Raw genomic sequence first — 18,059 nt, forward strand, 5'->3', positions numbered from 1 at the left:
GAATCGCCAAACTGCCTGTGTGGTTGCGAAACTCGTTTTTTGGGCAGAGGCAATATCTTTAATTGCAGGAGCAAGTGAAGCTAGAGGATTCATATTGAGCTTTACAAGGCTATTGTAGCGTTTAATAAGACGCAGATCTAAGCCAGAGATGTTAAATTGAAGAGCATGCTCCTCAATTTAACGCAAAACATGAGAATTGTGTAGATACCTATGCCTTAAAGGAGATGGCTAGGGAGAAGTTATGAAATTCAGCTATAATCCCTCAACCTCCCACACCGCACATTTCTCTATGGATAATCTGATCAATTCCCCTGTTAAACACTGGTGTGAATTCGAATTCATCTCTAAAACGGTGAAAAATCCGAATATTCACATTAAGGGAAATTACAGTTATTACAGTGCTTATTGGGATCAAGGATTTGAGCGCTGTGTAGTGCGTTATCTGCATGACAAGCCTGCAACGGTAGAGAAACCGATTGATCAGCTTTATATCGGCAATTTTGTCTGTTTTGGCGCTGAATGCGTAATTATGATGGGTGGCAACCAATTACACCGTACTGACTGGATTTCAGCATTTCCCTTCGATACACGCAGTTTTGTGCCTGCCGGCAACACTGTCATTGGTGATGGTTGCTGGATTGGCTCACGCGCCATGATTATGCAAGGTGTTACGCTAGGCGAAGGTGCTGTGGTGGCAACGGGTGCTGTGGTTACAAAAGATGTGCCACCTTATGCAGTTGTAGGTGGCGTACCTGCCCAAATTATTAAATATCGCTTCCCTGAAAAAGATATCCAAAAACTACTTTCGCTTAAAATCTATGATTTGGATGAAAAGCAGTTTTTAAAGATGCGTGAGCAGTTGCAGACGGATGATGTGGAAGCATTAATTTCTTTTTTTGAAAATTAAATTCCTCCAAATATGTAGTTTTTCCATCCACTATGAAAATCCGTATTATTTGTTGGTCTAAGATTTCTAACTGATATAGCGCTAAACTTTTTCTGTGAGTTAACTGACTGTTCATAATATTCAACTAATTGAATAAAAATCAAAATTCCAAGTTCTTCTTGAAAGAAATTTGCCTTTCTCATTAATACTGTAGTATGGGTATCAGCCCTATAATTTTCACTATGGTATTTTTCAAAATCATCTTTATTCGACTGAATATAATTATCCATTTGATCTAATAAAGTTTTAAGTAACTCCAAAGAAGTATTACCTTTTAAAAGAAATGTAGGATTCAATAAAAACATTATCAATAATTGATTTTTATAACTATCAAAACTATCAGAATAGAGTAATGCAAACTGACTTGCTAATTTTGAAATTGCTCTCTTAGATAATTCTTTTTCTCCTACGTAAAAATCTATAAGTTCTATACAGCCCTCAAGATTTTGATGGTTTAAATCTATCCCTAAATGCTCAAAAATATTAAATATATTTATCTTCAAATTATCAATGAGGTCAGGAGACAATGAATTTAATCTCACTGTAAAATCAACAAACTTATCTAGATATTCTTCACCGAGTGTTTCATCATAGCCATAATTATGGCAAACAACTTTAGAAAATTGAGATTTATCCATCACTAGAACAAACACAATTTTAGGAATATCAAAAAAATGTTTAATACGCTCAATTAATCGAATTGCAAAATCAGGCCGACAGCGATCAAGTTCGTCAATAATAAAAATTAATGGCTTCTTTTCATTGTTCTGGCTTTCAGCCTGTTTTTCAGCTAATTCCATTAACACCTTTTTAAAAGATTTTAAACTTTGTTTTTCCGCCTCATGTGATTCAATTTTTTCTTCGATACTTTCCTTTATTTTTTCTCCCATACTATCTGTTAAGTTGCCTGTAATATCTTTCGTAGCTTCATGCATACCTTGAATAGCTGTACCTAATATTCCACCACTTACGAGGTTCAACCCTAGACTTATTAACACTTTCGGCAAAGTTGGTAGCAGCGCTTGATAAGCAGCTACAGCATGTCGCTTAAAGTTATCAATATAAGATTGATCAACATTCTCATCTTTTTCTAAACATGCTGTAATTTCAGATGAAATTACCAGAAAAGGATCTTCTAAATAGTCATTTTCAAAAGCATCCAAATAAATAATGTTATGCCCTGTTTCACTTAAATGTTTCGCCCAATGCCGTACAAACCACGTTTTACCTTCACCCCAACGTGCATCCAATGCCAATACAGCACCACACTGCAAACGATCAACATAATTTGTAAGCTGAATTCCTAAACGCTTTCTCTCCCAAAGATCACCTTGCCACGCTTCTTCAATATTTTCGAAATTATCACGCTGCCAATTCAATTGCTTTATTTCAGTCATTTCTAATTCATTATTAATAAGTTACTACACATATGATATGACAATTCTCAAAGGCAGTTTGCCTGTTTTTTTACATATAATTTCAAATTAAAAATCTGCTTACAATTTCATCATACTTTAGTTTTAAACCCTCTAATTTCCTAACCAATCCATGTTAGATTAAATTATGAAATCTTTTTGGGAAGTAAAATATCCCTATGAAATTACTAGGTTTTGTTTTATCGGAAATACAACCAGCATCAAGTTTTAACTTGTTTTAATACACAATAAATCATAATGCTAAAAGCATCTATTTAAGTAATGATTATAAGGAGAAATTCCCCATGGCTTATCACAATATTCTTGTTCCAGTTGACGGTTCAGAAACTGCATATGCAGCGGTAGCAAAAGCGGTTGAGTTTGCTAAAGCATTTGGCAGTAAAGTTACAGTGGTTCAAGTTTTGTCACTCGACCCCTATATCGCAGCGGAATATATCTCGGCCAATCAAACAAATGATTTAATTGAACGCGCTCGTACAGCAATTGTAGAGTCGCTTGAGGCTGCAAAAGCAAAGTTTCATGAACAAGGAGTTGAAGTAGAAACAAAACTACTGGAAGGACAAGTGGTTCATCGTGAAATTGTCAAAGCAGCAGAAGACAGTCATGCAGACCTGATTATCATTGGTTCTCATGGTCGTACCGGCTTCAAAAAACTATTCCTCGGCAGTGTCGCACAAAGCCTATTGGGTGAATCACATATTCCTGTACTGATTGTGCGTGAATAATCATTAGCTTGGCCTTTCCCATCTTTTTCTAAAGGTGGGAATTACTAACTCCAAAGCATTTATTGCTGTTATCAATCACTCATCCATTGATATTGTTTTAAATTAATTTTATCTCCAATCACCATCACGCCTTCTTCCAATAATTTCAAGCGTTGAATATTGTCACCACGATCATCCAATTTACTTAGGCTAATTTTCCCTTGCGAATTTATCACTCGATGCCAAGGAATTTTTGCATCAGCATCCAGATGCTTTAAAACATATCCCACTAAACGCGCATGTTTCGGCAACCCTGCCATCTTTGCGATTTGTCCGTACGAAGCCACTTTCCCATAAGGAATGAGAGCAACCACCTGCAAGATTTGATGGGCTAATTCATCACTAGAACGATTGTAATGTTGTGACATAGATTATCCTTAAATCATCCAATTTGAACTTTCGAGCATAAAAAAAGCCCTTTAAAAAGGCTTCCTTTATCAGGGCTTTACAATTAGAAATTGTCTGGACTTTCTAAGCGTTTTACGACCTGTACCTTTTCCGGATTATGCATAACCGCAACACCATCTTCAGCTTTCTCATCAATTAAGGCATCCGGATTATAAACCGTAATGGTTTCATGACCATTGGCATCCTCACCGACAATATACTGGAAACCTTTCCGGTTGATTTTGTGACACATGCGTTGATACCAACCTTTAAAACCCGTCGTCTCTTCATTCGGGTTGTAATAGAACGCATTCATGACAGCGGGCAAACCCAGCCCACAGACTAAACCGGAAAGTAATACCGCAATAAAGGTATAACCAATTAAGATACTGCTATATTCACTCAGTTCAGGAACGTTCGCAACCGCCAGGATCAGGGCAAGTGAGATCCCTCCACGTACCCCGCCCCACGATAAAATGGTCAAACTACCGTTATAACTTTTATTGCGAAAACTAGGGAAAAAGGCAAATGACAAATAGTTTGCAGCAAAACGCGAAGCATGCAGAATAAAGAACGCGACGATACCTCCCAGAATCAAACTGATGCTTAAATCTAGAATAAACAGTTCCAGACCAATCAATGTAAACAGGAATGAATTGATAATGCCTTCAACGGTATGCCAAAAATGGTTTACTTCACGAATTTCACGTTCTTGTAAAATTTCTTTCCACTTATTCCCTACCACCAAACCACCAATCACACAGGCAATCGGTGCAGACGCATGCGCAAATAACGCCACTAAATATGAACCACATGCCAATAATGCTGTGGTTAAGATCAAAGATTCCATTTCATGTTTACCACGAAGCAATCTTAAAATCCCCAGACCAAAGCCCCAACCAATGATGATTGCAACCACTATCTCATAGAGTAAGGTTTCTAAAGTACCAATAATGGTAAAGTGTTCGCCCTGTAATACATTCAGTAAGGTCATGAACACGGCGATACACATGGCATCATTAAACAGTGATTCGCCTTCAAGTTTCACAATCAGATGATGAGGTGCGCGTACCGAACTTAAAACAGCTTTTACCCCAATCGGATCCGTTGCCCCAAGTGCAGCACCTAATAACAGTAAAACCAGTAAATCGACATGTTTGCCTATCAGGAATTGATACCCATATAAAGTGACGCCAAAAAAGACCGCACAAAGCACCAGCGCAATACTGGCCAAGATACTAATAGGCTTCCAGTGGCTTTTTAAATCGGACACTTTGAATTTTAAAGCGGAAGATGTCAGGATAAAACAAATCACCCCGTTAATTAAAAAGTCATAAAAATCAATATGACGAACCGCTTCTTCAATATTGTGAATGTTAATTGTTATAAACTGATTACCACTGAGTAAGCTTGCGCCCCATTGTAAAATAAAGACAAAGATCGCCGAGACAATTGGTACACCAATGGCTTGCGGGAACCCCAAGATACGCTTATTAAAAATTGTCGTGGCAATAGAAAGTGCAAAAATGACAGTAAAGACCTGAAGAAAAAAGAAATTTCCCATTAAAGTTCCAATTTTAGCGATGCATTGGAATAAAGCGAATTCATCCAACTATTTCCAAGTAAAATATTTCATTAGATAGCATTTATTAACTGAATCAGTTTAACGATTTTTTGTAGAGCAAACAAAATAGTTAAGTTTTTTTACATATTTTTAGCAATGATTTAACATAGACAGACATCTGAACATTTAGTGTAGCAACACTTTCTTCATTCTCCACATTAAGTTGAATTTATTCATGCATCAAACAGTTAAAACAATATTTCGACTTTTTTTTGCAGTTGTGATTTTTCTCATTACCTTGGCTTTGTTTTTCAGTGCCTATTCAAAAAGCAAAGAAATTTTACAAGCTGATCAAGCTTTCCAGCAAGCAAAACACATTTCACTCAAATCGACCGATCAAGAACAATTGGTTTTAGTGTCCAATAATAAGCGACCGGATCAAGCGATTTTTATTGTGATTGCCCAGAATGGTTATATTGCTAAATTAAACTGCGAACATTATCTGCAAGATATTTGTACAGATGAATATAACCAGTCACATACCCGACAAATACAGCAGTTAGACCTGTTAAAAGTAGGTCAGCAGCATTATATTGAAAATATCCGCTATCAAGATAGCCGCACTCATAAACAGCAACAATGGTCTTATTCTACCCAACAAATTCAGCAGTTTTATCAGGCGGATATTGCCAGTTTAAAATATATTGTTTTTAGTATTGTTCTGTTTGCACTTGCGGCACTTTACGTCTCCATTCGAATTATCCGCAACTTCAAAAAGTTTTTAACGCGCTAAAAATCAAAATAAAAAAAGAGGATTTAAAATCCTCTTTTTTTATTCTATTTAAATGGCTTGATTGAAGGTATCGCAATCATTGATCTGACCTGACTTCAAACCTGTTTGAAACCATTTCATGCGCTGCTCACTACTGCCATGGGTAAAGCTGTCTGGAACCACCTGTCCTGTCGAACGTTTCTGTAAATAGTCATCACCAATTTTATGCGCTGCATCCATCGCTTCTTCAATATCACCTTGTTCCAAGAATTGGGTACGTTGCTGATTATGATGCGCCCAAATTCCTGCAAAGCAGTCCGCTTGTAATTCCTGCCGTACAGAGAGTTGATTGCCTTGTACTGCACTGGATTGAGCACGGGCTTTTTGCACTTGATCTGAAATACCTAACAGGGTTTGCAGATGATGCCCTACTTCATGCGCAACCACATAGGCTTGAGCAAAATCACCTGCCTGATCTTGACGTGAAAGTTCGGTGCTGTTCTGCTCACCGGAAATGCCCATTTGCTGACGCATATCTTTAAAGAAAGTCGTATCGATATACACTTTTTGATCTGCTGGACAATAAAAAGGACCCATCGCAGATTGTGCCGTACCACAGCCTGAATTCACCACGCCACTGAACATCACCAGTTTAGGGGCGACATACTTCGCGTCCAATTGCTGCTGGAATACTTGAGTCCAGGTATCCTCTGTATCAGCCAAAACCGTCCCGACAAAATCCATCGCTTCTTGCTGTTCCGGGGTGGGATTATCCAGCCCCCTAGTTTCAGCCGGTTGTGATTGGGAGGTGACCTGCTTGGTTGCCTGATAGGCTTGCTGAGGGTCAACGCCAAAAAACTTCCAGGCTACAAAAGCAACGATAAGACCTAAAATACTAATACCACCTGCTTTAGCTCCGGCTCCACCGCGGCGGTCTTCCACATTTGAACTTACACGACGTCCTTTCCAGCGCATAGTGATATTCCTTATAGTTGGCTTTTAGCTTATTTTAGCGAGCTTTTGTGATTAAGCCTGTTTTGATTTCGGCCAAAACTTTTGAATGCTTGTAACCACCAATAAAACCAATAAGCCCGCAACAAAACCAATGCCAAGATTGATTAAAGTTGGGGTAAGTGCACCGATAATATTTCCAATCGCTGGAATGTGTTGCACTTGATCAACAGAATTTTCAGTTAAATGATGAAACCACGGAATGGTATGGGTAATAATCCCGCCACCGACTAGGAACATCGCAATGGTTCCGACAATGGTCAGGGTTTTCATCAGTTTTGGTGCAAAAGCCAGTAAACCACGTCCAATGCTTTGCTTGAAACTCGATGCCTGCTCAGTTAAGTACAATCCCAGATCATCAATTTTGACAATCATGGCAACAAAACCATACACACCCACCGTCATTAAAATTGCAATCGCTGAAAGCACCATGACTTTAGTACCAAAAGCAGCAGTCGCAACTGTACCCAAGGAAATCACCACAATTTCAGCAGACAATATAAAGTCGGTACGAATTGCACCTTTGACTTTTTCTTTCTCGAACTTTGCCAAATCGGTTTCAATGGCGGTTAATTCCGCTTCAGCAGCCTCTTCGGTCTTGGCTTTTTTATGCTGCAAACTGTGCAGCACTTTTTCCACGCCTTCATAACATAGAAACAAACCACCAATCATTAATAAAGGATTGATGAGCCACGGTGCGACCACACTAATCAATAAGGCTAGAGGAACAAGAATCAGCTTATTAACGAAAGAGCCTTTGGCAACGCCCCAAACCACAGGAAGTTCACGCTCCGCACGCACACCACTCACCTGTTGGGCATTGAGTGCCAGATCATCACCCAATACCCCTGCGGTTTTTTTTGCCGCCATTTTACTCATGACAGCAACGTCGTCTAAAACAGTCGCAATATCATCTAATAATATTAATAAGCTACTCGCCATTCTTGTTTTCCTTAAAGTTTCTATCTTGTATTTTAAAGATAAATATTTAAAAAAACTGTATCAACTTCATTAAATTATTCTTATTTTTTCTATCTTGTGTTTTCATTGTGCCTGACATTCAAAAACATTATGCCGTACAATAAGGCCATTCATCAGCATATACGTGTAGTGCTAACTACTTTGGAATAGAGAGATAATGAGTAATCAAGACAATCGTCCTGTTATTTTGACTGGCGACCGCCCAACCGGACAACTTCATTTAGGTCATTTTGTGGGTTCTTTACGTTCACGCGTAGGTTTACAGGATTCTCACCATCAACATCTCCTTCTTGCTGATGCTCAAGCTTTAACCGATAACGCGGATAACTTCGAGAAAGTACGTCGCAATATTATTGAAGTGGCAACCGACTATTTAGCCGTGGGTATTGACCCAACCAAAACAACGATTTGTGTTCAATCATGCTTGCCTGCATTGAATGAACTGACGATGTTGTATTTAAACTTTGTGACTGTGTCACGTTTAGAACGCAACCCGACCATTAAATCTGAAATTCAGATGCGTGGTTTTGAACGTGATATTCCAGCTGGTTTCCTTTGCTACCCTGTAGCACAAGCCGCTGACATCACCGCTTTTAAAGCAACGGTTGTCCCTGTGGGTGAAGACCAGATTCCAATGATTGAACAAACCAACGAGATCGTTCGTCGTTTAAACCGTCAAATTGGTCATGACTTGCTTCCAGAATGTAAAGCACTGCTTTCAAATGTCGGTCGTTTACCGGGTTTTGACGGTAAGGCGAAAATGTCGAAATCTTTGGGCAATACCATTGTGCTGGATGCTTCTGATAAAGACATCAAAAAAGCAGTCAATGCGATGTATACCGACCCGAACCATCTTCGTGTTGAAGATCCAGGTCAGGTTGAAGGTAACGTGGTATTTACTTATCTAGATGCTTTCGATACCAATAAAGAAGAACTTGAAGAGTTAAAAGCACATTATCGTCGTGGTGGTTTAGGTGATGGTACGGTGAAAAAACGTCTTGAAGGGATTTTAAAAGAATTGATTACGCCTATTCGCGAACGTCGTATGGAGCTTCAAAAAGATCCTGATTACATCATGGATATCTTAAAAACCGGCACCGATAAATGTCGCGATATTACCCAGCAAACCCTGGATGAAGTTAAAGCAGGACTAGGTGTTTTTCATTTCTAAAAGCACCTAAAACAGGAAAAGCCCTTTTTTAATAAAAGGGCTTTTTTATGCCAAAATAATGAGCAACAAATGACACTTACCAATCGTTATTAACCTGAATTAACACAACTTTACTCAAAGCCTCATGAAATGACTCATCATTCATTTTATTATACCCTTAATGCTTAGACCTCATTAGAGTTCTAACATTCTCCTTAACCGAAACTGTGCAAACAGATTCGTTGTTCTACGCAGTGGTCACCCCAATCATTGCGTATTTTTTTATCTGCAATATTATAACTATCATCATACTTATTCAGACTGGCATTTATTCTGTCTTTAAAATAAAAAACCCGCTCTAAAGCGGGTTTTTTATTTTAACACAACTTAGTTTTTATGACGCATATGCGGGAATAAAATCACGTCACGAATACTTGCTGCATCAGCAAATAACATCACTAAGCGGTCAATACCAATACCTTCACCCGCTGTTGGAGGAAGACCATATTCAAGTGCTTCAATGAAGTCCGCATCGTAATGCATCGCTTCATCATCACCTGCATCTTTCTCGGCAACTTGCGCCTGGAAACGTTCAGCCTGGTCAATCGGATCATTTAATTCCGAGAAACCATTCGCCAATTCACGACCACCAATAAAGAACTCAAAACGGTCTGTAATGTGTGAATTGGTGTCATTGCGACGTGCAAGCGGTGAAGTTTCCGCCGGGTATTCTGTAATGAAAGTAGGTTGACGAAGTTTGGTCTCAACCGTTTCCTCAAATACGATGGTTTGAAGTTTGCCTAGACCAAAACCAGGTTTTACTTTTTCTTTCAATTCTTCTTCAATAAATTTAGCCAAGAATTCACGATCAGCCACATTTTCTAGTGTGAATTGTGGGTTATGTTCAAGAATCGCATCCACCATTGAGATTTTTTTGAATGGACCTTTGAAGCTGAATACTTCACCTTGATAAGGCACGTCTGTCGTACCCAAAATGTCGATCGCCAATTTTTCAAGCATATTTTCAGTCAAAGCCATCAAATCTTTGTAATCTGCATAGGCTTGGTAGAATTCGATCATGGTGAATTCTGGGTTATGACGAGTCGAAACACCTTCATTACGGAAGTTACGGTTAATTTCGAATACACGTTCAAAACCACCCACAACCAAACGTTTTAAATAAAGCTCAGGCGCAATACGTAAGAACAAAGGCATATCAAGCGCATTATGATGTGTTTCAAATGGACGCGCAGAAGCACCACCCGGAATCACATGCATCATTGGAGTTTCAACTTCCATGAAGCGCTCATTGGCTAAATACTCACGCATACCCGCAACCACTTTGGCACGAATTTCAAAAGTTTTACGTGTTTCGTCGTTCACCATCAAATCAAGATAGCGTTTACGATACTTCATTTCTGTATCGCTTAAACCATGGAATTTGTCTGGAAGTGGACGAAGTGATTTGGTTAAAAGCTCGAAATATTCGATATGAACATACAGATCGCCTTTACCCGAACGACCAATATAACCTTCAACCGCAATAATATCGCCAAGGTCTAAACCTTTAATGGTCGCCAGGACTTCTGGATCTAATTCTTTACGTGCAACATACAGTTGAATACGACCAGTCATGTCTTGAATCACGATGAATGAACCACGGTTCAACATCACACGACCAGCAACTTTTACATAAACCTTTTCACCAGCTTCAATTTCTTCTTTAGACTTATCAGCAAATTGTTCTTGTAAGTCTTGAGCGTAATGTTCACGCTTGAATGTGTTCGGCCAAGGGCTGGTTCCCTTTTCCTTAGCGTGTTTTTCAATATGCTTTAACTTGGCATGACGCTGTGCAATTAAATCGTTTTCGGAAATTTGTGGTTCAGAAGTCGATTGAGCGTTATGTTGCGTCATCTCTGCCTCGAATATGTGTAAAAAACGGAAGTTGCATAGGATAGCAGATTTAGCAAAAATTTCGTATGACTTATTGCCAAACAAAAGCATTGATTTGCTAAACAGCACTTTCTCTGATTTATATTTTAAGCTTCGGCTAATTGTTTGACAATCTCAAAGCCTTTTTTTAAGCCATTATTCACCAATTCTACATGTTGTTTGGAGGTTTCCAGTTCTACGCTCAGCTTGGTTGATCCATTTAAATCCTTAAGAACATACTTTTCTAAAACACCACTCCACTTTTTCACGTCTTCACTGTCTAAATCCTCAATTCCATCTTCCAGCATACCCAGGTGTTTAAAAGTCACGAGTTTAAATTCTTCGAGTTCGGTAATGGTCGAAATCATGCCATCGCCATTGGCATCGAGAAAAACAGTTTGTCCATTCACTTGCCAATCGGAATGCATAGATGAGCCCGGAGCAAAATATTGTGTCCATTCGGTATAAGTGTCTGGATCCCACAAAATCCGCCAAACCTTTTGTGGGGAAGCGTTAATCAAAATTTCATAATTTAAAATTTCCATAGGCTCACCCCGCTCAAATTCATCTTATAAATACCAAGCTATCCAAATTTATTTTTGCATGATACGCAGCTTTTGTTATTGCTTATGAGATAAACAATTTTATTCTTTTATCTCTATATTTTTAAACAATAATTTATTTTGTAAGTGGCTTTATTGGGTTTGCTTGAATTCATGCCTTAGACCAAAAGCTAACTTCCTTATTCCTCATAGTCACCTACAATAATTTGAGCAAAATGGTTGAAAAGGAAACTATTCAACTTTTTCCATCTTTGTGAAAAAAACAGTGTGAACTATAAAACAATGAATACATGCACTTCGAAAATCTTATTTTTACATGGATTAGATTCCTCTCGTGAATCCACTAACTTCCATGCCATTGATGCCAATCAAAAATATTGCATCGATATAGATTATCGCAATCTAAATTTTCAAACTGTCGCTGATTTTTATCGCGATATTATTGCCAAAATTAAACCTGAAATTCTAGTCGGACACAGCTTAGGCGCGTATTGGGCATTAAAAATGTCGGCCTTATGTAAAATTCCAACGGTGATTGCCAATCCAAGCTTAAGTCCAAATTTTCGTGAAGACTACCCTCCAATTAATGAAGAAGATCTGGAACATGACATTGCGCAAATTGCCTATTTAGAATTAGGCGATGAAATACTGGATATGTATGCCGTTCAAGAACAGCTCGAACCCTATATGATCGTTCAAGCCTTAGAAGGTGGACATCACCGTTTAGCCAGTCCAGAAAACATCAATGGTTTAATTCAACATATGCAAACGCATTTTCTAAAAAAATAAAAAAGCCTTGGTTTAACCAAGGCTTTTTTATTTCATGAAATCGATTAAGCGACTTCTTGTTCTGGCTGAGATTTATCATCCAACACAGACCAAATATCTAAACCTAAGTCACTGTGCAAATCAGGTAAATCAAGGAAAATGCTCGCTCCCAAAATTTCATGATTGCATTTGTCTACCAGCTGTTTCACCGCTTTTAAAGTACCGCCAGTTGCCAAAACATCATCCACAATAATAATTTTTTGTGCTTCGATATTCGCTGACATTTCCAAACGGTCCATACCATATTCCAGGCTATACCCTACACCCACAACCGGTGGTGGTAATTTCCCTGCTTTACGAACAAGTAATAAGCCTTTGCCCAAACGCTGAGCCAACAAACTTGCAAGTACAAAACCACGTGCTTCTACAGCAACAAAACTGTCTACTTGTTCCAGTTTTTCAGCAGGAATACTGGCAATTAAAGCATCGGTTAACGGCCCAATATTACTCATGAATAATGGGGTTAAATCGAAGAAGCAAATACCCGGTTTAGGGAAATCTTGGACAGTACGAATGTGAGACCACAAAGTTGTAGACAAATTGCTCATGGGAGAAAAGTAATTTAAAGGAGAATATATCAATTTTAACGCTTTATATCGTTCATGACCAGTAAATGAGCACACCTATAAGGTAGAAAAACAGGTTAGTAAATCATAAGTAATTGATTTAATTATGTTCATTTTTTAAATAAATATTAGATATAGATTTATCTGATCATAAACTAACAAACTCTGCTTATTTTTGCTCCCCGACCTTAGTCTAAACCTGACTTTTCAGCTGGATAAAGTCATTTCTTGTGCTTCTCAACCCAGCGCTAATTTATAGATATTTTAAAATTCAGATTCAGTTTAAATTGTGAGACAAAAATCATATTTACCTATTTTTATGCCAAGTTTTGTCCTGCTATGCAATTCTGGTTTCAAATTCACCAATTAAACTCGGATATTCGCTTTACATTAACGCTAGAACTGCGTAAAAATTTGACTGAATATGTACCTTGAAAGTCATATCACTAGAGTCATGCTGTGTATGGGATTTTACTGACTTCACTTTTTAAAAAGTCAGTGTTTTGGAGAGTCAAATGAAAAAGTATCAATGCATCGTTTGTGGATGGATTTATGACGAAGCTGAAGGTTGGCCACAAGATGGTATTGTCGCAGGTACAAAATGGGAAGATATCCCAGATGACTGGACCTGCCCGGACTGTGGTGTATCAAAAGTTGATTTTGAAATGGTTGAATTCTAACAATTGATACCAAAGACCATAATGAATGGTCTTTTTTTAGGTCTTATAGAAAACAGTTTGGAGAAAACTATGCATCCTATCGTCATCATTGGTTCGGGTATGGCAGGATATACTGCAGCGCGTGAGTTTCGTAAGCTAAATCCCGAGCATGAACTGGTCATGATTTGTGCAGATGATGCGGTAAACTATGCTAAACCCACGCTGTCTAATGCTTTAGCCGGAAAAAAAGCACCTGAGCAAATTGCTTTAGGTGATGCCAGCAAAATGAGTGATCAACTGAAGATGCGTATTGAAGCGCATACTTGGGTGAAAGAAATTCAAGCTGCCCAACATCAACTCGTTTTAGAGAAAGATGGACAACAAACGACTCAACCCTATTCAAAGCTGGTTCTAGCTGTGGGTGCAAATCCGGTTCGCTTAGCGATTGCCGGCGATGGCAGTGATGACATTCACGTGGTCAACAATTTGGATGACTACAAAGCCTTCCGTAAAAATCTGGATCAACATCATGATAAACGTGTGGTGATTCTGGGTGCAGGTCTGATTGGCTGTGAATTTGCCAATGACTTACAAAACACAGAACACCAAGTGACGGTGATTGATTTAGCTGCGCAACCTTTAGGGCGTCTTATTCCTGATTATGTTGCGGCTTCTTTCCAGGAAAAACTTGAAGACATTGGCATCCACTTTGTACTGGGTACAACCGTTGAAAAAGTGATTAAAGTTGAAAAGGGTGACTATCAGATTACTTTAGCCAATGGTCAATCTGTTATAGCGGATGTTGTACTTTCTGCGATTGGCTTACAGCCGAATTTAGAGTTGGCAAAAGCTGCTGATATTCACTGCAGTCGCGGTATTTTGACCAATGGTCATTTAGAAACCAATCAAGCCGATATCTATGCGATTGGTGACTGTGCAGAAGTGAACGGTTTGCTCTTGCCGTATGTCATGCCGATCATGCAGCAAGCACGTGCATTAGCGAAAACTTTAAATGGTGAACAAACGCATGTTCATTATCCAGCGATGCCTGTTGCCGTTAAAACTCCTGCTGCCCCCCTGACCGTACTTCCTGCACCAATGGGTGTGGATGTGACCTGGGATAGAGAAGAGCTTGAAGATGGCATGATTGCCAAAGCTTTAGATAGTCAAAATACCTTGCGTGGTTTTGTTCTATTAGGTGCTACTGCGGCAAAACAACGTTTAGCTCTAACTAAACTTGTACCTGACTTGATTCCTGCAGCAGTTTAAGGTTTTAATACAAAGGACATTTTTTCAACAGAATGTCCTTTTTTAGGAAAACAACAATGAATAGCGCACTCAATTTTACAGGCTCTCCCTATACTTCTTTCATGCACGAAACTAAAGTGACTTTAAGCAATGGAATAGAGCTGCATGTTGAAATGGGTGGAAATCCTGAACATCCTGCAATCATGCTGATTATGGGTTTAGGTGCACAGATGTTGTTTTGGCCCGATTTTTTCTGTAAATCACTGATTGACCAAGGTTATCGTGTCATTCGTTTTGATAACCGTGACATTGGATTGTCTTCAAAAATCCGTCATTCAGGTCCACGCCTCAATACCTTAAAACTGATGGGTCGCTTTGCTTTAGGCTTAGATAATCAAGGTGCGCCTTATGATTTATATGATATGGCTGAAGATGCCGCATTACTGATTGATCATCTGGGATTAGAGCAAGTTTCTGTGATTGGTGCTTCAATGGGTGGCATGATTGCACAGATTCTGGCAGCCCGACATCCTCAAAAAGTCAGCAATCTGGGGTTAATGTTTACCAGTAACAATCAGCCGTTATTACCACCGCCTTTTCCAAGACAGCTTTTAAGCCTGATCGGTCGACCTGAATCGACTGATGAAGAAGGCATTGTCAATCATAGCGTGAAAGTTTTTAACATTATTGGTTCACCTGGATATATCAACCAAATTGAGATTATTCAGACCGCACGTAAATTATATCAGCGAAGTTATTATCCAGCAGGTGTACTTCAACAATTTTTAGCAATATTATGTACCGGTTCTTTGCTACAATTGAGTAAGCAAATTCAGCAACCTACCCTTGTGGTACATGGCTCTCGTGATCGTTTACTGCCACCGAGTCATGGCAAAGCAGTTGCAAAGGCAATTACAGATGCTAAGTTTGAATTAATTGATGGAATGGGGCATGATATGCCTCCGCATTTTATTCCATATCTTAGCGGATTATTTGCTGATCACTTTAAATCAAAACATTAGGACACTATGGCTGCATTACCCTCTTTAAGACAGCTGTCATACCTCGTTACACTGTCTGAAACGCTACATTTTACTGAAGCTGCGCGCCGTTCATTTGTGACCCAATCGACTTTGTCAGGCGGGATCATGGAGTTAGAGCGTTTGTTAGGTGGAGTCCTCGTTGAACGCGACCGCCAAAATGTACGTTTAACTCCGCTAGGAGAACAGGTTGTTGCTCGAGCCCGTGTTTTATTGGCTGATGCTCAAGACTTGATGCGATTAAGTCGTGAGATGAGCGAGCCTTTAACTGGTGATTTACATTTAGGGATTATCCCCACCATTGCACCTTTCATTTTGTCGCAACTTTTAGATGAAGTGCATAAACAGCTTCCTAAAATTCAATTGCATTTACATGAAGCCCAAAGCGAAAAAATTGTCGAAAAACTAGAACACGGCAATCTGGACATGATCGTTTTGGCACTACCTTTTGACACTCGTGGTTTAAAAGTTGCTGAAATCGCTAAAGAAAATCTTTATTTAGTTCACCATAAAGCCGATCAAAATGCGCACAATGCCAAAGTTCTAGATGATTTAGATTTATCACGTTTAGTGTTACTTGAAGAAGGTCACTGTTTACGTAATCATGTTTTAAGTGCATGCCCAATTGGCGAACGTAAAAATGATCATCGTTTAAAAGCAAGTTCACTACCTACATTGGTTGAAATGGTCTCTGCTGATTTAGGCTTTACCCTGCTTCCTGAAATTGCAATTCATACCAATATGATTAAAGCGAACCCAGATTTAGTGGTTAAATCTATTGAAGCTGCACCAAGTCGCACGCTCGCTTTGGTCACGCGTAAGAGCACGCCATTGCAAAGTGAATTTGATGTGTTATTGCAAATCTTGCAAAAAATCACGCAAAATCTGCATTAAAAACAAGCCATATATTAAAAGGAGCAATTGCTCCTTTTTTTATTGCCCAATTCTCTTCCTGACCACTTTTTTGCTCGAATAAATTCCATTGCTAATTATCCAAAAAATAGTTTTTCCATACAGATTAGCGATTAAAGCTAAAAGACAACTTATTACTTATAGCGTAATTAAAATATTGAGACCCTTAAAAATTTGGAATATCACTCTTAACCAGCCAATAATCAGAAATATGTTTCATACTGAAGAATATTTTTATAAATAGTGCTTTTTTCTTAATGGGTAAAAATCAATACGCTTTGAACAAAAAGACTCAATAACCTCCAGATCATCATAAGACCAAGTTTTTCAATTCTTTATTATTCTTTAGATACTTAAATTTACTTTAATTCGATAAATTCCCTAGTTCTTGGGATAGTACTTTGAGGGGTTGTATAGCAAAGTTACTCAATAAAATCTAAACCAGTGTGAGAATAGCCTAGTGGCTGAACTGATGTTGCCTGTTCCTATCTTGTTGATAGAGGATCTACCCGCCTTTAATCATCTATTAGAGAGCATTCTTGTTGGAATAGGCTATCCTGCTGAATTAATTATTAGTACTGATCATCTTACTGAAGCTGAACAACTCTTACAACAACATTTACCCAACCTGATTTTAATCGATTTATCTATTGATCAAACCGCCACTATTACATTGATCAGGCAACTCAAAAAAATCCATCCCGATGCAAATGTTATTGCAGTCTTAACGCAACACCAGACAGCTTTACTGTTTGATGCTATTCAAGCAGGTGCACAGGGTTATATTTTTCATGAAAATACTGAAGCAGAAATTTTAAATAACATTAAAAGCATTCTGCGCGGTGGAGCACCTATCCATCATGTTTTAGCGCAATATATTTTGTCGCATCAAGTAGAATCTAACCCAATAATATCCACTGCTCAACTCAACACGCCAATACATTTAAGCGCAATTGAATATGAAATTTTAACTTTAGTATCAGCAGGTCTTAACCTGCAGCAAGTCGCAGAGCAGACTTTCACCTCTCTTTATAAAATTGAAGGTAATATTAAAAGCACTTATCGGAAAATTGCCTGCTTAAAAAATTAGATCTTTTTATTTTCAATCTTTCCATCGCATAAAAATAAGGGAGTCCAAAGACCACTGCTGTCCCATAGTTTGATTTAAATAAAAAAACCTGAGTCCGAACAGTTAAAATATGAGTGCAAACAAACACTTTAACGACCAGGATTCAGGTTTTGTCACATCAGAATACCGTATTTCATCAGTTAATTAAACCAGTCTTACGACAAGATTTTG

18 protein-coding genes are annotated in these 18,059 nt (G+C 38.5%); 10 read left to right on the top strand and 8 right to left on the bottom strand.

The features are described from left to right. Positions 1-289 precede the first annotated feature (289 nt). Positions 290-907, top strand: coding sequence for a CatB-related O-acetyltransferase (locus E0409_RS15120; RefSeq protein ID WP_131292203.1), 618 nt, complete (start codon positions 290-292; stop codon positions 905-907). Here E0409_RS15120 and E0409_RS15125 read toward each other — a convergent pair. After that, positions 904-2,343 carry a KAP family P-loop NTPase fold protein gene (locus E0409_RS15125; protein WP_131292173.1) on the bottom strand — a complete coding sequence of 480 codons (1,440 nt, stop codon included), beginning with the start codon at positions 2,341-2,343 and terminating at the stop codon, positions 904-906. The genes E0409_RS15120 and E0409_RS15125 overlap by 4 nt on opposite strands. Before the next feature lie 323 nt (positions 2,344-2,666). On the opposite strand from E0409_RS15125, the gene E0409_RS15130 reads away from it, so the two are divergent. Next, the gene (locus tag E0409_RS15130; protein ID WP_131292175.1) at positions 2,667-3,107 is read left to right on the top strand and encodes a universal stress protein; all 441 of its coding nucleotides are present in this window, start codon (positions 2,667-2,669) and stop codon (positions 3,105-3,107) included. A gap of 71 nt (positions 3,108-3,178) precedes the next feature. Here E0409_RS15130 and E0409_RS15135 read toward each other — a convergent pair whose 3' ends face one another. Both E0409_RS15135 and E0409_RS15140 read right to left on the bottom strand, forming a co-directional pair. After that, on the bottom strand, positions 3,179-3,514 hold the full coding sequence (locus E0409_RS15135) for an MGMT family protein (protein WP_131292177.1): 336 nt from the start codon (positions 3,512-3,514) through the stop codon (positions 3,179-3,181). A gap of 83 nt (positions 3,515-3,597) precedes the next feature. After that, the gene (locus tag E0409_RS15140; protein ID WP_131292179.1) at positions 3,598-5,097 is read right to left on the bottom strand and encodes a cation:proton antiporter; all 1,500 of its coding nucleotides are present in this window, start codon (positions 5,095-5,097) and stop codon (positions 3,598-3,600) included. 235 nt (positions 5,098-5,332) lie between these two features. On the opposite strand from E0409_RS15140, the gene E0409_RS15145 reads away from it, so the two are divergent. Next, on the top strand, positions 5,333-5,890 hold the full coding sequence (locus E0409_RS15145) for a hypothetical protein (protein WP_131292181.1): 558 nt from the start codon (positions 5,333-5,335) through the stop codon (positions 5,888-5,890). A gap of 48 nt (positions 5,891-5,938) precedes the next feature. On the opposite strand, the gene ypfJ is transcribed toward E0409_RS15145, so the two are convergent. Beyond that, positions 5,939-6,844: a KPN_02809 family neutral zinc metallopeptidase gene (ypfJ, locus tag E0409_RS15150; RefSeq protein ID WP_131292183.1), complete on the bottom strand. Its 906-nt coding sequence runs from the start codon at positions 6,842-6,844 to the stop codon at positions 5,939-5,941. Between the two features lie 51 nt (positions 6,845-6,895). After that, positions 6,896-7,822, bottom strand: coding sequence for a DUF808 domain-containing protein (locus tag E0409_RS15155; RefSeq protein WP_131292185.1), 927 nt, complete (start codon positions 7,820-7,822; stop codon positions 6,896-6,898). 196 nt (positions 7,823-8,018) lie between these two features. On the opposite strand from E0409_RS15155, the gene trpS reads away from it, so the two are divergent. Beyond that, positions 8,019-9,032 (top strand): tryptophan--tRNA ligase, encoded by a 1,014-nt coding sequence (gene trpS / locus E0409_RS15160; RefSeq protein WP_086193664.1) that lies wholly within the window; start codon positions 8,019-8,021, stop codon positions 9,030-9,032. A gap of 366 nt (positions 9,033-9,398) precedes the next feature. Here trpS and lysS read toward each other — a convergent pair whose 3' ends face one another. Together lysS and E0409_RS15170 are read right to left on the bottom strand one after the other, a co-directional pair. After that, entirely contained in the window at positions 9,399-10,925 is a 1,527-nt protein-coding gene (gene lysS, locus E0409_RS15165; RefSeq protein WP_131292187.1) for a lysine--tRNA ligase, read from the bottom strand. Between the two features lie 125 nt (positions 10,926-11,050). Beyond that, positions 11,051-11,488 (bottom strand): SRPBCC family protein, encoded by a 438-nt coding sequence (locus E0409_RS15170; RefSeq protein ID WP_131292189.1) that lies wholly within the window; start codon positions 11,486-11,488, stop codon positions 11,051-11,053. 300 nt (positions 11,489-11,788) lie between these two features. Here E0409_RS15170 and E0409_RS15175 point away from each other — a divergent pair, with 300 nt between their 5' ends. After that, entirely contained in the window at positions 11,789-12,295 is a 507-nt protein-coding gene (locus E0409_RS15175) for a YqiA/YcfP family alpha/beta fold hydrolase (RefSeq protein WP_131292191.1), read from the top strand. A gap of 44 nt (positions 12,296-12,339) precedes the next feature. Here the strand turns inward: E0409_RS15175 and E0409_RS15180 are convergent, their stop codons facing one another. Next, positions 12,340-12,882 carry an adenine phosphoribosyltransferase gene (locus E0409_RS15180; RefSeq protein ID WP_131292193.1) on the bottom strand — a complete coding sequence of 181 codons (543 nt, stop codon included), beginning with the start codon at positions 12,880-12,882 and terminating at the stop codon, positions 12,340-12,342. 533 nt (positions 12,883-13,415) lie between these two features. Between E0409_RS15180 and rubA the strand changes: the two genes are divergently transcribed. From rubA to E0409_RS15205, 5 genes are all read left to right on the top strand, one after another. Continuing rightward, the gene (rubA, locus tag E0409_RS15185) at positions 13,416-13,580 is read left to right on the top strand and encodes a rubredoxin RubA (protein WP_067723781.1); all 165 of its coding nucleotides are present in this window, start codon (positions 13,416-13,418) and stop codon (positions 13,578-13,580) included. A gap of 69 nt (positions 13,581-13,649) precedes the next feature. Further along, positions 13,650-14,828, top strand: a complete 1,179-nt coding sequence (locus tag E0409_RS15190; RefSeq protein WP_131292195.1) for an NAD(P)/FAD-dependent oxidoreductase — start codon at positions 13,650-13,652, stop codon at positions 14,826-14,828. A 56-nt stretch (positions 14,829-14,884) separates the two neighbouring features. Continuing rightward, positions 14,885-15,829: an esterase EstB gene (gene estB / locus E0409_RS15195; protein ID WP_131292197.1), complete on the top strand. Its 945-nt coding sequence runs from the start codon at positions 14,885-14,887 to the stop codon at positions 15,827-15,829. Positions 15,830-15,835: 6 nt separating this feature from the next. Next, positions 15,836-16,741 carry a LysR family transcriptional regulator OxyR gene (oxyR, locus tag E0409_RS15200; RefSeq protein ID WP_131292199.1) on the top strand — a complete coding sequence of 302 codons (906 nt, stop codon included), beginning with the start codon at positions 15,836-15,838 and terminating at the stop codon, positions 16,739-16,741. A gap of 478 nt (positions 16,742-17,219) precedes the next feature. Then, complete coding sequence (locus tag E0409_RS15205) at positions 17,220-17,849, top strand: response regulator (protein ID WP_131292201.1); 630 nt, start codon at positions 17,220-17,222, stop codon at positions 17,847-17,849. Positions 17,850-18,059: the final 210 nt, after the last annotated feature.

It is taken from the genome of Acinetobacter sp. ANC 4862, from assembly GCF_004336635.1.
Lineage (GTDB): Bacteria > Pseudomonadota > Gammaproteobacteria > Pseudomonadales > Moraxellaceae > Acinetobacter.

Bases quoted from the DNA above. Each gene is read 5' to 3' on its own strand.
- E0409_RS15120 (WP_131292203.1), top strand. From the start codon at position 290: ATGGATAATCTGATCAATTCCCCTGTTAAACACTGGTGTGAATTCGAA.
- E0409_RS15125 (WP_131292173.1), bottom strand. From the start codon at position 2,343: ATGACTGAAATAAAGCAATTGAATTGGCAGCGTGATAATTTCGAAAAT.
- E0409_RS15130 (WP_131292175.1), top strand. From the start codon at position 2,667: ATGGCTTATCACAATATTCTTGTTCCAGTTGACGGTTCAGAAACTGCA.
- E0409_RS15135 (WP_131292177.1), bottom strand. From the start codon at position 3,514: ATGTCACAACATTACAATCGTTCTAGTGATGAATTAGCCCATCAAATC.
- E0409_RS15140 (WP_131292179.1), bottom strand. From the start codon at position 5,097: ATGGGAAATTTCTTTTTTCTTCAGGTCTTTACTGTCATTTTTGCACTT.
- E0409_RS15145 (WP_131292181.1), top strand. From the start codon at position 5,333: ATGCATCAAACAGTTAAAACAATATTTCGACTTTTTTTTGCAGTTGTG.
- ypfJ (WP_131292183.1), bottom strand. From the start codon at position 6,844: ATGCGCTGGAAAGGACGTCGTGTAAGTTCAAATGTGGAAGACCGCCGC.
- E0409_RS15155 (WP_131292185.1), bottom strand. From the start codon at position 7,822: ATGGCGAGTAGCTTATTAATATTATTAGATGATATTGCGACTGTTTTA.
- trpS (WP_086193664.1), top strand. From the start codon at position 8,019: ATGAGTAATCAAGACAATCGTCCTGTTATTTTGACTGGCGACCGCCCA.
- lysS (WP_131292187.1), bottom strand. From the start codon at position 10,925: ATGACGCAACATAACGCTCAATCGACTTCTGAACCACAAATTTCCGAA.
- E0409_RS15170 (WP_131292189.1), bottom strand. From the start codon at position 11,488: ATGGAAATTTTAAATTATGAAATTTTGATTAACGCTTCCCCACAAAAG.
- E0409_RS15175 (WP_131292191.1), top strand. From the start codon at position 11,789: ATGAATACATGCACTTCGAAAATCTTATTTTTACATGGATTAGATTCC.
- E0409_RS15180 (WP_131292193.1), bottom strand. From the start codon at position 12,882: ATGAGCAATTTGTCTACAACTTTGTGGTCTCACATTCGTACTGTCCAA.
- rubA (WP_067723781.1), top strand. From the start codon at position 13,416: ATGAAAAAGTATCAATGCATCGTTTGTGGATGGATTTATGACGAAGCT.
- E0409_RS15190 (WP_131292195.1), top strand. From the start codon at position 13,650: ATGCATCCTATCGTCATCATTGGTTCGGGTATGGCAGGATATACTGCA.
- estB (WP_131292197.1), top strand. From the start codon at position 14,885: ATGAATAGCGCACTCAATTTTACAGGCTCTCCCTATACTTCTTTCATG.
- oxyR (WP_131292199.1), top strand. From the start codon at position 15,836: ATGGCTGCATTACCCTCTTTAAGACAGCTGTCATACCTCGTTACACTG.